Annotated in this window: 11 protein-coding genes; 10 read left to right on the forward strand and 1 reads right to left on the reverse strand. The window is 38.0% G+C overall.

Going from position 1 to position 14,222, the window contains the following annotated elements:
- Positions 1-2: 2 nt before the first annotated feature.
- Complete coding sequence (locus tag BTO23_RS17695) at positions 3-2,114, reverse strand: LruC domain-containing protein (protein ID WP_105064183.1); 2,112 nt, start codon at positions 2,112-2,114, stop codon at positions 3-5.
- Between the two features lie 419 nt (positions 2,115-2,533).
- Here BTO23_RS17695 and BTO23_RS17700 point away from each other — a divergent pair, with 419 nt between their 5' ends.
- The 10 genes from BTO23_RS17700 (at position 2,534) to BTO23_RS17745 (ending at position 14,215) form a co-directional block, all read left to right on the forward strand.
- On the forward strand, positions 2,534-2,851 hold the full coding sequence (locus BTO23_RS17700; protein ID WP_060993176.1) for an STAS domain-containing protein: 318 nt from the start codon (positions 2,534-2,536) through the stop codon (positions 2,849-2,851).
- 29 nt (positions 2,852-2,880) lie between these two features.
- Positions 2,881-3,708: an OmpA family protein gene (locus BTO23_RS17705; RefSeq protein ID WP_061004032.1), complete on the forward strand. Its 828-nt coding sequence runs from the start codon at positions 2,881-2,883 to the stop codon at positions 3,706-3,708.
- Positions 3,709-3,722: 14 nt separating this feature from the next.
- Positions 3,723-5,834 (forward strand): SLBB domain-containing protein, encoded by a 2,112-nt coding sequence (locus BTO23_RS17710; RefSeq protein ID WP_105064184.1) that lies wholly within the window; start codon positions 3,723-3,725, stop codon positions 5,832-5,834.
- Positions 5,834-6,541: a CpsD/CapB family tyrosine-protein kinase gene (locus BTO23_RS17715; protein ID WP_105064185.1), complete on the forward strand. Its 708-nt coding sequence runs from the start codon at positions 5,834-5,836 to the stop codon at positions 6,539-6,541. The genes BTO23_RS17710 and BTO23_RS17715 overlap by 1 nt, the downstream gene beginning before the upstream one ends.
- The gene (locus tag BTO23_RS17720) at positions 6,541-8,067 is read left to right on the forward strand and encodes a SpoIIE family protein phosphatase (protein ID WP_245922137.1); all 1,527 of its coding nucleotides are present in this window, start codon (positions 6,541-6,543) and stop codon (positions 8,065-8,067) included. The genes BTO23_RS17715 and BTO23_RS17720 overlap by 1 nt, the downstream gene beginning before the upstream one ends.
- A gap of 32 nt (positions 8,068-8,099) precedes the next feature.
- Positions 8,100-8,813 (forward strand): Hpt domain-containing protein, encoded by a 714-nt coding sequence (locus BTO23_RS21470; RefSeq protein WP_211295938.1) that lies wholly within the window; start codon positions 8,100-8,102, stop codon positions 8,811-8,813.
- 52 nt (positions 8,814-8,865) lie between these two features.
- Positions 8,866-10,350 carry a sigma-54-dependent transcriptional regulator gene (locus tag BTO23_RS17730; RefSeq protein WP_105064188.1) on the forward strand — a complete coding sequence of 495 codons (1,485 nt, stop codon included), beginning with the start codon at positions 8,866-8,868 and terminating at the stop codon, positions 10,348-10,350.
- Positions 10,331-11,359 carry a glycosyltransferase family 4 protein gene (locus tag BTO23_RS17735; protein WP_105064189.1) on the forward strand — a complete coding sequence of 343 codons (1,029 nt, stop codon included), beginning with the start codon at positions 10,331-10,333 and terminating at the stop codon, positions 11,357-11,359. Before BTO23_RS17730 ends, BTO23_RS17735 begins: the two co-directional genes overlap by 20 nt.
- A gap of 196 nt (positions 11,360-11,555) precedes the next feature.
- Complete coding sequence (locus BTO23_RS17740; protein WP_060993169.1) at positions 11,556-12,782, forward strand: glycosyltransferase family 4 protein; 1,227 nt, start codon at positions 11,556-11,558, stop codon at positions 12,780-12,782.
- A complete protein-coding gene (locus tag BTO23_RS17745) occupies positions 12,782-14,215 on the forward strand; it encodes a lipopolysaccharide biosynthesis protein (protein ID WP_105064190.1) in 1,434 nt (477 codons plus the stop codon). The genes BTO23_RS17740 and BTO23_RS17745 overlap by 1 nt, the downstream gene beginning before the upstream one ends.
- Positions 14,216-14,222 lie beyond the last annotated feature (7 nt).

The following is a 14,222-nucleotide window of genomic DNA, read 5'->3' on the forward strand; positions in this document are numbered from 1 at the left end:
TCTTAATAATATTTATTGGTTATTGCGTTATTGATGTCATACCAATCTGTATGTGTCTCACCACCAGAGAGTGTGTAGTCTGCAAAATCAGGATACGCCGTCGTTAAATCCACGTACTCTCTTGGCCATTGCCATTCATCGTAAATAAGTAACGCCCACGGCATATTATTTACTGTTTTGAAATATCGAGACGTACTCGGATCACTGGTATCTTGAGCAAGTTGATAAAATTCCGTATTAAATTGCTCAGTTGGGGCTTTGTCGGCTAAATGTATTTCATAAGATCGACCAGGGGCTTGAGCAAAAACAGGACCATGATAATAACCAGGAGTAGCGAACAAGAATGGGTCATATGGCATTGCTGGCATATTTTCTGTTGCAACTGGTGTTGTTAAACTAAATTGAAGTTCAAACTCTAGTCCAATGTCTTCTCGGCAACCATGGTTAGTTCGGAAGAAATAACAGTCATAGCTTGATACATCAATAGCATCATTAATTAAGATGAAACTTGCTTCACTCATACCCGCTTCTTGTGGAGAACCACTTTGAAGCACTGAGTTGTAATATAAACGTGTTTTCGTTGTATCAATATCACTCGCAATAATATTTTCCAATCTAACAGCAAAGCCACTGTGATAACTTGCACCTACTGCTGCCAACTTACCGCTAATAATAATTTTTGCTACTTCTCCATTTTTCAATACTTCCGTAATTCGATATCTTAAAACTAAATCATTCATATCGTAATCAGCGGTTTCAGGCCAATTATCTTCATAAGCCAAGGTAACGTAACCCGTAGCTGATGGGAAATGACGCTGTGTCGTATTTGCATCAACAATCGTTATTTCATGATCCTCAACTTCGCCTGACGTCGAACCACCAAAGTAAGCTAACCCACTCTGTTGACTAAAACGGAATCTTGACCAAGTACTACCAACCGTTGCTCCAAATGGCACACTGATAACAATATTATTACTACCGGTTACTAATGCTTTATCAGTAATAACTTGCTCACCTTCATCAGAGAAATCACCATCATCATTCCAATCAAACCATGCAGATAGCACCCCTTCAGTTGAAGCGGTAACACTAATCACAGAATCTAATCCGGGTTCTAACGCAGTTACAAACCCAACGCCATCTTCATCATCACTGGTAATTGAATCATCTGAATCTGGAGACTGAGCCGCATAATAGTCACCATCAACACTGCTACCTAACCAAGTCGTATCATCAAGTGCATGACGGGCACCATTAGAAGCAAGAGTTGAACCATAACTGTCTGGAGCATCACCAAAGTCAATGGTTGCTGGTTCATCAGTATCAATCAGTGGTGCATTAGCACAACGAGCCCCATCATTTTGACTAGAGAATGGGCCATCCGCAAATTTAACCGCAGGAACCACTCCAGAATCAATAATGGCTTGAGTCGATAAATTCACACGATATACCTGACCATCTTGATTACGAGAAAGGTAAAGGTTGCCATCAACATCAAAATACATGGCACCAAATGTACCTGTTTCGCCAGTGTCCCCAATATAAGTTGCTACGCCAGTAGAAATGTTAAACTCATACAAACCACCGCTGCCATTATCTACACCATATAAATGATCATTGCTTGGATGGAAAGCAAAATCCGTTAAGCTCACAGACGCTGTCGACGTAATTAACTCTGCAGTAAGTGTGGCATTAACATTACTATCTAAAGGAGACAGATCTATTTTATAGAAACCAGTGCCACTTCTATAAACGTAATAGTGATGTTGATAAACATCCCCTACATAAAAGGTTTTATCAGAAGGAAGTCCACTGACATTCAAGGTTGTTGCTTGGAAATTTTGTCCTAAACGAACAATTGTATAATTGGTTGTGTCATACCCGTATATATATCGGTCAGTTTCATTAAAACCAACTCCATTTATATTTGAAGGTAATCCAGTATCATCTTGTAATAAACTGTTTGTCCCAGTAACTAAATTAATACCATAAACTGAAACAGGTTTGCCTTGGAATAAATAAGCCTTACTTGGGCATGAGTCAAAAGCAACCGCAAAGACTTTTGGGCTGACTAATAAGAGTATGAATGTCATTATCTTAATAAATAGATACATAGCTTGTCCCTTCTAGTTATGATGTTCTACTTACTGATCATTCAAAAGACATGCCAACTTTAACCTACTGATTAATAATGAAATATTAAATTATAGTTTTATCATTACTATAATGAAAATCACTTTGCATCTCTATTCAAGCGTTTAAATCAAACTATATCGTGACTTTATATTCGGGTTGAATTAGTCAAATAATATCCTTTCGTATTATCTTATTTCTCTGTGACTTCCTCCTTCTATATTCTTCTTTTTTCTTATTCTGCAAACTGCATTGCAAATTGAGAACATCACTTTAAAAACACATTCCCAATTTAAGAAAACATAATAACGAATTGAAATATAAGTAATATATTTTTTGGCACACTTACTGCTCTATTAAACCTATCAACACAACATGGATTTATTCTTAGGAGCTTATTATGGAACTACATCAATTTGAATCTAACACAAATACTCTAGTCCTATCCGTTCAAGGTGATATGGACGCCGTAGGTTGCCGAGATATTCAACCAACTATCGATCAAGTTATTGAGCAAGAGCACCGTCAGGTACATATCGATCTCGCTCAAGTCGCTTTTTTGGACTCTTCAGGTATTGGAGCAATTGTATACCTTTACAAACGACTCGTTGAAAAAGAGCGCACCATGCAAATCCAAAATGCACATGGTCAACCATTAGAATTACTTAAATTACTTCGCATTGAAAATGCAATTCCAGTAAATAGCACAACACACTAATTATCTCGTTTTAATGGATAATCGTTCACATGGAGAGCCAAATCATGAACAAACAAAAATTGCTCATTCTAAGCTTAGGATTTCTTTCTATTTCAGGTTGTACCTCGTTTGCCGAACCTGGTGAAGGTGGAGAAGCAGAAAACTATCCTCAAGCGGCATTCTCTCCCGTGATGCCAGATCAACCTTTAGGCCCAGAGCATGGTTTACGTTTTGATTGGGAGCTTGCGGCTCGTCACCTTGATATTCTTATTTTAGAAAAAGCAGAGTGGTGTTTTCCTGCAACCGTTCATCAAGCAAAACAGAATGAAGCTCGTATTGCTCGAGAGCTAGAAGGTGGATTACAGCTAGATGCTGCTAATGATCTGATTATTCAACGAAACTTACTCAAACGATTAGAACGCCAATTAGATTACGTAAAAAGACAAGAAACATGTCAACCACCTTCAGATTCAAATTCAGGAAATTCAGACATTGAGTTAGCACAAAAAATCTATGATCTCTTAAACCGAGACAACCAATTTGCTTTTAACTCAGCTGAATTAAATCCTAAATACATTGTAAATCTATCTGAAGCATCTCAGTTACTTATTAAAAATCAGGATTTTAAATTACTCGTAACAGGCCACGCGGATGCTGTTGGAGAAGAAGATGGAAATCAAGAATTAGCACTTAAAAGAGCAAAACAAGTAAAACGTTATTTAAGTATATTCGGACTTGCTCAAAACCGTATTCATGTTGATGCTGTGGGATCTAACGACCCTTATTTTGAAGGAACAGAGCCTCACGTAAGATTAACAAACCGCCGAGTTACGATTGAGTTATTAGAACTTGATCAACCTTTACAACTTGAACAATAACAGAGGACAAGATCATGCGTATTTTTCATATTTTACTCATCACCATTTTGTTCTCTTCTATCTCAATGGTGCATTCAAAAGATAAAAACAATACTGTGCGTGTAGGTGACGTTATTACTATCATGTTACCCGGTGAGGATTCTTTAAATAAAGACTTCCAAGTCGATAAACAAGGACGAGTAATACTGCCTGAAGTCGGGCCTTTATTTGTCGCAGGAAAAACAGAAGCTCAAATGGTATCGAGTGTTACTTTAAGCTTAAAAACCATATTACAAGATTTACGAAATCTTCAAGTATTTATAAGTAAACGCCAATTAATCGTAAATATTCAAGGTTATGTAAAACAACCAGGAGAATATACGCTGTCCGATGGTGATTCTGTACAACTAGCACTTTATGCGGCTGGCGGCTTACGCTCAGGGGCTCAATTAAACCGTTTGCAACTTCGTCGTTCAGACAAAGTGACAACCTTTAATTACAAAGCGTTTTTAGACTCTGGTGATCAGTCTTTACTTCCCGAACTTCAATCACTAGATACGTTATTTATCCCAGCCTCCCCGATGGTAGGTAATATCGAACAAGAGTTTGATCCATCAAAATTATCCCAAGCCGGCGATGCAACTGATGGTAAAAAAGCGATTAAAGTCTTTGGTGAGGTTAATGCACCGGGTACCTTCTCTTATAAATCAGGAACAAACCTTGTCGATGTGTTAATGCGTGCTGGTGGAGTTACTCGTTACGCAGGTGTCGAACAAATTCGAGTTATCTCAAAAAACCAACCCGCCCTATTTAATCTAAAACGTTATTTAGATACCGGTGATGACAGTTTATTACCGCCACTTGAAGTTGGATCAACCATCTTTGTTCCAAAACAAGAAGAAGAAATCAAATCGGGCTCAAACATGGTCTATGTCATGGGTGAAGTAGCAAAACCGGGTGCGTTTGAAGGTAAAAAAGGCGCTACCTTTATGGATATCTTAGCGAACTCAGGTGGCCCAACACGATTTGCAGAATCTCGCCAAATACGAATTATTAAAGCCAATGGTGCGGTGATTAACTTTGATTTATCTGGTTATACAGAAGGTACGAACTACCAACGTCCCCCACCAATTTCAGCAGGCGACGCGATTTTTGTCCCTGAAAAAACAGACATGAATGAAAAATCATGGTTAAAAATAGCACCAAGTCGTGCCGTCCGAGTATTAGGTGAAGTACAACACCCCGGCCGTATTGAATGGTCAGATGAAATGTCATTTTTAGATTTATTAGCACACGTAGGTGGGCCAACACTTCGAGGTGATACCACTCGAATCGAAATAGTAACCCCTGACAGTGAAGGTAATAATCAAGTTTATACTTTTAATTTAGATTCATTTATTACTAAAGGAAAACCAGACTCAGCCCTGCCAACCATTCGAGCAGGGGCAACCATTCGAGTGCACGATTTACCTCAAGATCCATCGGATAACAAAGCTCAATGGGTTCGTCAAAGTTCAGACAGCTCTATCTATGTATTTGGTCAAGTAAACGCTGCTGGTCGTTACCGTTTTACCAATGAAATGCACTTTTTAGACATTCTTTCAGCGGCTGATGGACCAACATTAGATGCAGACATCCATAATATCCGAATAACTCATCGTGATAAGAGCTATTCAAAAGTAAGTAAATTAAACCTAGCATTGTATTTTGAAACGGGTGATGAATCACTACTTCCAATAGTAAAAACAGGTGACACAATTTACGTCCCTGAGAAGAATCGAATTTGGGTTGATGAGAGTAAAGAAACCACGATTCGTGTACTTGGTGCCATCAATAAACCCGGCCGTTACCGTTTTAATGATTCAATGACACTATTAGATTTACTGGCAGAAGCGGGAGGTCCAAGTAATGTCGCTTATCTTGAAAAAATCAGTGTCGTAAACCACTCATTAGGCAAAGGGCAAGCAAGAACTTTTGACCTTGTAGAGTTCAGCCGTACTGCAGATTTCAGAAGCCTACCAGTACTAAGAGCGGGTGATACTATCTACATTCCCAATAAAGATGAAAGCGTCATGGAACAAGTTCGTGTCGTAATGAAAGATGTATTCCAAATCGTTGCAACCATTGCTTTAATAGGAGCCTTGTAATGAAAATACCACCATGCAATATGGAAATTGAGCAAGTATTCTTGCAACTAGAGCAACAGGAGTGTCGCTCACTGTGTATTACCTCAACCAATTCAGGAGAAGGCGTTACTTCATTGGCTCAAGCGTTAACTGAACGACATTTATTAGCAGGTTATCGCACTCTATTGGTGGATCTTAATTTACAAAACCCGAGTTTAACCGCGTTGTCTTTTATTACAGAACCACAAGAAGAAAAAGATACGAGACCGCATTACCTTGCTCTTACTCTTCAAGATAATGTTGTGTTATCTGGGCTTCCTATTCCAACAGATAAAGCCGATATGATGGAGCTTCGTCAACCAAAAAATATGAAAAATCATATCACTCAATGGTTAACAGAGTTTGATAAAGTAATTATAGATTCATCTGCATTATCTCAACTTCAGGTTGATAGCATTCCTGCACAGACAGTTGCAGCATCATGTGATGGCACCATTATGGTTATACTGTCGGGTCAAACTCTACAAACTGAATTTAAAGCCGCTGTCGAATCATTAGAGAATAATAAAGCAAATATCATCGGCCATGTCTTCAATGATAAATATCACCCTAGTTTAAAAAATGAATTATGCCGCGAAATTGAACGCTTACGCTTTTTACCTAATCGTTTATCTACTAAATTAATTTCAATGATTAACAATAATCGATTCTTATCAACAGTGGTGTAATGATGACTAATTCCATTCTACTTTTTGAAGACACTCAAGCAGTATCATTAGATTCTGTTAGAGTGCTACGCCAATCACTGTCTAAAATTCTTGATAGTCTGGATACCCAACAAACATTCAAACATCAATGTTTACTTTGTTTTTCAGAATGGAGTACTAATCTCGTACTTCACCCTAAGCAACCTAGCGACGTAATTGCCATTGCATTAAGAAAAACCACACAGCATTGGCAACTCGACGTTTATGATACTGGCGAACCATGGGATCCAACAACTCAACACACAAATGAAAACCTCAGTAATTTCAGTTTAAAATGTGGAGGTCGTGGTATTGATATTATTCAAGATCAAACCGATGAGATGATTTATAGCTCAAGCGATAAAAATAATATGCTAACCATGAAATGGGAGCGTGCCGCTTTTCAAAAAAAACACCATATTTTAATTGTTGAAGATGATGCGATATTTAGAATGCTCTACCAAGCTTATCTTGAGAAAGAATTTACAATTACCACGAAAAATAACGGTGAAGAAGCGCTTGAATTTTTAAACCATGAAACGGTTGATTTGATCATTTCAGATATTCAAATGCCAAAAATGAGTGGATTAGAATTAAGAGCACAACTTGAAAAAAAGGATACCTTTGTTACGCCTTTTATTTTTTTATCACGCTTACAAGATGCGCATACCTTACAAAATGCAAATCAACTTGGTATTGATGATTATTTAGAGAAATCCATTCAAAAAGAACAATTACTGCACTCTATAAATCGTGTGTTAGCTCGCTTTGAACAAGTATATAAATCTCTTTCTCAACGAGTAAATCAAAAAATAACTCATAGTCTTTTGCCAAACACAGAACTTGATTCAACGCATTGGAGCATTGCAACTCAACAACGAAATACAGGACATGGCGGGGGCGATTTCTTACTTTCCCGAACAGAAGATGACATATCACTGTTATTACTGGCCGATGTCATGGGTCATGATGAAAGTGCGAAGTTCTTTGCTTACGCTTATGCAGGCTATGTTCGTGGATTAATGCAGAATGCAGACATTACCCAACCAGCCCAATTGTTATCCCAGCTCTCAAATAACGCATTTAAAGACCACTTGTTGTCACAAACCATGTTAACAAGTTGTTGTTTAAGCTTTATTTCTAATGATACGATAAAAATAAGTAGTGCAGGACACCCAGCCCCTCTGCATATTTCACCTAGCGGGTTAAGCAGTATCGATATTCAAGGAACATTACCAGGCCTTTTGCCAATCACTGAATATCAAGAACAGACCCTCACGCTAAAACAAGGTGAACGTTTAGCGCTGTTTACGGACGGGCTATTTGAGTCTGGCAATACAGTTTCAGAAAGAGAAACCTTAGAACGCACTATAAAAACAACCTTACTAGCCACTGTAGAAAAACCTATAGAAGAAGCTCTCGAACAAGTAATGCAATGTTTCGACAAATTGGCAGGTACACCACCAAATGACGATGCATTATTACTTTTAATCGAAAGAAATAATTAATGAAATAACAGGTAAGCGATGAGAGGTTCATTATGAAAAAACAACAACGCACAACCCCAGCCACGTGGATTGGCATAACCATCCTTATTGCATTTCTGGCTTTAGCAATTCAATTAGCTGATGGCCTTATACTCATCATATCAATAATGAGTTTCTCTTTTTTACTTGGAGCACTCATTGCTCGATCTCACTACTCACATATCAATGACACAATAAATACAGAAGCCTCCGCGTCCAATGCTGATATCAAGGTAGAAAAACATCAACCTAAAAAAGTAGAACAAATAGAAGAAAAGACTGAAGAAAAACAACCAATACACTCTGCAGCACCAACATTACGCATGCAAACCTCAACAGAAAACAAAGATGCACAAGAAGATGACGAGCCTTCAACCGTATTAGTAGATGAAAAGATCCTTCAACAAATCATCACAGACACTGACGCCGAGGTCATGCCAGAATTAATTAAGTTCTATATCATTGAATCTAAAGACAGAGTTGAAACCATCACAAATGCAGCCCATACTGAAGACTTATATGTATTAGAATTTGAAGCCCATACATTAGGCAGCAGTTCTCTCACTCTTGGTAACGTTGCTTTATCAACCTTAGCTCGCCAAATAGAGCTACACTGTATTCAACACGAATTTAGTGACGCATTAGCAAAAGCACGTTTACTACCAGAAATTGCAAAAGAATCATTTTTGGCATTAGAACAGCGAAACGCACTAGGCTTCACAAATTAAAATCAAAAACACAGTACAATGAAAAACTGCTAGGTAAAACAGGACGTTGCTTATGCTACAAAAAGTACTTTTAGTTGAAGACTCAACCTCTTTGGCTATCCTCTACAAACAATACGTAAAGGATGAGCCTTATGAGTTCTTCCATGTGACTACCGGAGAGCAAGCAAAAGCTTTCATGGAGAAGAATCCACCTCAATTGGTGATTCTCGATTTAAAATTGCCTGATATGTCAGGGCAAGATGTACTCGCATGGATGAAAGAAAAACAATTGCCAACCGCTGTCATTGTCGCAACGGCACACGGCACCATCAATATCGCCGTAAATTTATTACAAAGCGGCGCTGATGATTTTATCGAAAAACCCATCCAAGCAAACCGCCTTAAAACTTCTATTACTAATCATTTGAAACGCAATAAGTTAGAAGGGTTAGTTGAAGATCTTCAAAACACCTTTAACCGTAAAAAATACCAAGGGTTTATTGGCTCAAGTTTACCTATGCAAGCGGTGTACAAGATCATTGATGCTGTTGCCCCAACCACAGCCAGTGTTTTTATTTACGGTGAAAGTGGAACGGGTAAGGAAGTGTGTGCTGAAGCCATTCATTACCAAAGCCAGCGCAGTAACAAACCGTTTGTGGCCATTAACTGTGGTGCCATTCCACGAGACTTAATGGAAAGTGAAATTTTTGGTCACATAAAAGGGGCATTTACTGGTGCAACGACGGATCGAAAAGGTGCTGCTATGATGGCAAATGGCGGTACTTTATTCCTAGATGAATTATGCGAAATGGAATTAGAAATGCAGAAAAAATTACTGCGTTTTCTACAAACAGGACGCTTTACTCCATTAGGTGGAAGCAAAGAACTCAGCACCGACATTCGTATTATCTGCGCCACCAACCGAGATCCTCTTACCGAGGTAAACGAAGGCCGCTTTAGAGAAGACCTCTATTATCGAGTCCATGTCGTTCCTATTCAAATGCCACCACTGCGAGATCGTGGTACAGACATTATTGATATCGCTTCTTTCTTCTTAAAAAAATACGCCAAAGAAGATAAGAAAAAATTCAAAGCAATGAAACGAGACGTAGAACTAAAACTATGCAATTACGCATGGCCCGGAAACGTACGTCAATTGCAAAACATCATAAGAAACGTTGTCGTACTTCATAATGAAACTCATGTTGCTATGGAGCATTTACCGCCTCCATTAAACCAACAACTTACGTCACCATCAGCAAAACCACAGGTTGCTACTTCCCAATCGGTGGTTTCGCAAACGCCACAAGAAGAAATGGTTCAACCACAACACGAGGTTATTGCGCCTCAATCGCTCCATGAGCACGCAAATACACAGCAAGACATTGATACCAGCATAATCCGACCAATGGCCGATATTGAAAGAGAAGTGATTCAAAACGCCATTGATCATTGTGATGGAAATGTCCTTAATGCAGCGGTATTACTTGAACTCAGTCCATCGACCTTGTATCGAAAAAAACAAGCATGGGAAGCGTATGAAGAATCAGATTCATAAGAAAAATGCTGAAATCTGGTTATTACTCGATAGTCGAGATGTGGGAGGAATAGAATCCCACATCTTACAACTCGCACAGGGAATAACATCATTTCAACGCTCTGTTCGAGTTATTTTTCTTCGTCAGTACGACAATACCCACCCTCTCACTCATTTATTAAATGAAGCCAATATTTCCTATCGTTTTTTAAATGGATCGTTACGTGATTTATTTCGTTATGCGCGCCACCATCGCCCAGTAGTTATTCACTCTCATGGTTATAAGGCCGCGCTTTACTCTCGCCTATTACGCTTATCATTACTTACCTCCCATCAAAAAATCCGATTTATAAATACCTTTCATGCAGGCGAAGTCAGTAAAGGAAAATTAGCAATCTATGATTTTTTAGATCGATGGAGCGCGCTATTAAGTCATTACAACTTTGTCGTTAGTGAGCAGATAAAATCTCGAATACCAAGTAAAACAACGGTTCTGAATAATTTTATTACCACACAAAATCTTGCTATATCCCAAGGCTCACAAGTGGCCTTTGTTGGGCGCCTTAGCCACGAAAAAGCGCCTGACCGATTTATTCAATTAGCCCAAAAACATACCGACCATCAATTCCATCTTTACGGTTCAGGTCCAATGGAGCAAGAACTCCTAAAACCAACAACGGGTAATGTCGTTTTTCATGGCCATCAAAATTCAATGGATCGTATCTGGAACAACATCGGATTATTGGTCATTTGTTCTCGCTATGAAGGTTTACCAATGACAGCCTTAGAAGCAATGGGAAGAGGCATCCCTGTTATTTCAACACCCGTAGGAAATCTACATAAACTCATCAAACATGAAGAAAACAGTTGGATAGTAAAACCTGAGCAACTCTCTCAATCTCTCATACATTGGTTTTCACTCTCTAATCAACAAAAAGAACCAATACAACAAGCAGCACAGCAAACGATTAGACACTCTTTTTCAACTGAAGCGATTATTCCAACCATATTAACTGCATATCAGGTATAGCCAACTCACTACTATACACACCACTTTTTATTTCTATTATCCTGTTCTCAAATTGAAAATAATTATTCTCAAATTGAGAATCTCTACAGTAATAAAAAATATAACTTAATAAAATCAACATATTAAAAAATATTATAATTTGGCACTCCCTTTGCTCTATCTCTTATATCAAAAGAAAAAGCAAGGGAGGTGAGTCATGTCAAACAGAGCCAAAAAGACCTTACTGTTCGTTCATTATGGTCATGATTGGATCCGCGGATCTGAAATCTGTTTAATCAATCTCATCAAGAGTATCAATCATCAAAAATACGATTGTATTTTGTGGTGCAACCAACAATCTCTTGCTGACAAAGTACAGAAACAACTCAGTGCAAGCTATGTTACACCATTTACCGTGTTACTTGGCTGGCAATCTCCCCGCTTTTCTCTTTCTAATTGGCATGAGTTCTACCAACAAGGTAAAGACATCGTTAATCAACACCATGTTGATTTAATTCACTGTAATAGTGCTGCGCCTTGCCAATGGATGAATCTCGTCGCTCGTCATACTCAAACACCTCTAGTGACGCATTTGCACACCCAATATCCTTTACGAGATAGGTTGAGTTTAGGTCTTCATTTTAGCCCTAAATTAATCACCGTAAGTGATGCTATTGGTCAAAATTTATTGCTAGATGGTTACCAAAAAGAAGACATAACAATAGTTCCAAATGGGATAAATACAAAAAAACTAAACGCTCAAAAACCAACACAATTAAGAGACCAACTAAATATAGATAAAAGCGCTTTTGTATTAGCTACATCCGGTTCATTAATTTATCGAAAAGGCATTGATTTAATAATAGAAAGCTTACACAAACTTGATGCGGTAATGCTTAATATACATTTAATCATTATTGGGGATGGCGAAGAAAGATCCGCCCTAGAGTTACAAGCTAACCAATTAAATTTAAACAATAATGTTCATTTTTTAGGTGAGCAATGCAATGTTGTCGGGCTATTAAAAAGTGACGTTAATGCCTACATCAATGGTGCACGTGATGAAGCGTTTGGCTTAGCTTTGGTTGAAGCCTCTCTTGCACGACTCCCCGTTATCGCCCCTATGGTTGGCGGGATACCAGAAGTCATCACTCATTATGAAACAGGGCTATTAACTCAACCAAATGACAGTGATTCTTTTGCTAAAGCCATCATGGTATTCATTCAAAACCCGTATCTAGCGGCACGAATGGGGCAGCGAGGAAAAGAGACTGTATATCGTCATTTCACTCTTTCACATTATACCAAACAGTTTGAAACCATTTATGAGCAACAACTAGATATACCTACCGATTCAACGTATTCGAAACCATTCTGGCAAACGATACAACCTCTGTTATCCAACGTTTTTAATTTATTATTTAAAAGTAATGAGGTGAAATAATGAAACGATTTCCTTTATCACCAACATTAAACCACACTGCGCTTTATGCTAGCGGCATTATACTAATGAAAGGAATTTTGTTATTTATGCTGCCTTACATTGCCAATCACATTTCACAATCAGAATTAGGTCGTTTAGAGTTATTAGTGACATTTTCGATGTTGTTAAGTGTCATTCTCGGATTTTCATTGCATAAAGCTTTATCTCTATTTGTAGGGTTAGAACAAGACCCTCACAAAAAACGTAAACTTACGGGGGAATTTTTCACTTTAACCATGTGTATTGGTGTGATTTCTCTTGTCGTCGTTTGGCTATTGAGTCCCTTCTTATATGAATTAAACCCACAATACGCAACAACCTTTGAGCTAGAGCTTTTATTAATGCCATTAGCATTTGAAGGCATGATTGCCGTTGTACTTACCTCATTAAAAATGAGAGAAAAGGCCAAGCTATTTTTCTTTCTAACTGCAGGACGAGCCACCCTACAAATACTATTAACTATTGTGTTTTTACATCAAAATTATGGTATTTCAGGGATCTTATTGGCAGGTTTTATCAGCGCAGCCTTACAAATTTGCGCTCTTATATATATTCAAACCAAGCAAAATAAGAAGGTCCATGGAACGGGGTATCTCTTTAACAAAGACATTATTACTCTTTGCTTTCCTTACTGTTTACCATTAATGATCGGCGGTTTAGTCGCATTTGGTTTAAATGGCGGTGAACGTTGGATTTTACTTGAAAATACCTCATTTAACGACCTGGCAGTTTACGCAGTAGCCATTCACTTTTCCTTAATTCTTACGTTATTAATGCAACCACTCCACATTTGGTTAAGCTCAAGACGCATTAATTATTTACAATCAAAAGGAAAAAAACACATCACACAAACAATCCAAAGCCAAATTATATTACTGTGTATATTAACGACCATTGCTTGTTACTGCGTGCCTATATGTATTGAATGGTTAATGCCTGAACATTATCAACAAGCTAAAAATATAGCGATAGCCTTGATCATCGTTTCAGCAATGAAAGAATTAAACAAACTAATAAACATAGGAAATATTGCACATAATAAAATAAAAAAATCATTATGGATTAATGTGTTATCAACTCTATTGGGCGTTATATTGCTAACCTTAATAACCCCTCTCTATGGACTTATTGCCGTACTACTCTCATTAATAGTGGCTCAAAGTATACAGGTCATATTAACGTACATTTTTACACAGCATGATCACCCATTGCCTTATTCAATCGGCAAATTAACGGTGTTGTTTCTTATAACAGGTATATCAATAGCACTGAGCTTGTCTTCACTTCCAAGCACCATTCATTTGATTGCAACCTTAGCCTGTACTTTTTCAATCTTCGTATTTGCTTATCAATTACAACTAATCCCCCTACCTACTCATAAAAACAGTAAATAGGAAAAGT

Origin of the sequence: Aliivibrio sifiae, from assembly GCF_002954715.1 — a bacterium.
Classification (GTDB): Bacteria; Pseudomonadota; Gammaproteobacteria; order Enterobacterales; family Vibrionaceae; genus Aliivibrio; species Aliivibrio sifiae.

What these genes read in the sequence shown, in the direction of transcription:
- BTO23_RS17695 (WP_105064183.1), bottom strand. Translation starts at nt 2,114, where the DNA reads ATGTATCTATTTATTAAGATAATGACATTCATACTCTTATTAGTCAGC.
- BTO23_RS17700 (WP_060993176.1), top strand. Translation starts at nt 2,534, where the DNA reads ATGGAACTACATCAATTTGAATCTAACACAAATACTCTAGTCCTATCC.
- BTO23_RS17705 (WP_061004032.1), top strand. Translation starts at nt 2,881, where the DNA reads ATGGAGAGCCAAATCATGAACAAACAAAAATTGCTCATTCTAAGCTTA.
- BTO23_RS17710 (WP_105064184.1), top strand. Translation starts at nt 3,723, where the DNA reads ATGCGTATTTTTCATATTTTACTCATCACCATTTTGTTCTCTTCTATC.
- BTO23_RS17715 (WP_105064185.1), top strand. Translation starts at nt 5,834, where the DNA reads ATGAAAATACCACCATGCAATATGGAAATTGAGCAAGTATTCTTGCAA.
- BTO23_RS17720 (WP_245922137.1), top strand. Translation starts at nt 6,541, where the DNA reads ATGATGACTAATTCCATTCTACTTTTTGAAGACACTCAAGCAGTATCA.
- BTO23_RS21470 (WP_211295938.1), top strand. Translation starts at nt 8,100, where the DNA reads ATGAAAAAACAACAACGCACAACCCCAGCCACGTGGATTGGCATAACC.
- BTO23_RS17730 (WP_105064188.1), top strand. Translation starts at nt 8,866, where the DNA reads ATGCTACAAAAAGTACTTTTAGTTGAAGACTCAACCTCTTTGGCTATC.
- BTO23_RS17735 (WP_105064189.1), top strand. Translation starts at nt 10,331, where the DNA reads ATGAAGAATCAGATTCATAAGAAAAATGCTGAAATCTGGTTATTACTC.
- BTO23_RS17740 (WP_060993169.1), top strand. Translation starts at nt 11,556, where the DNA reads ATGTCAAACAGAGCCAAAAAGACCTTACTGTTCGTTCATTATGGTCAT.
- BTO23_RS17745 (WP_105064190.1), top strand. Translation starts at nt 12,782, where the DNA reads ATGAAACGATTTCCTTTATCACCAACATTAAACCACACTGCGCTTTAT.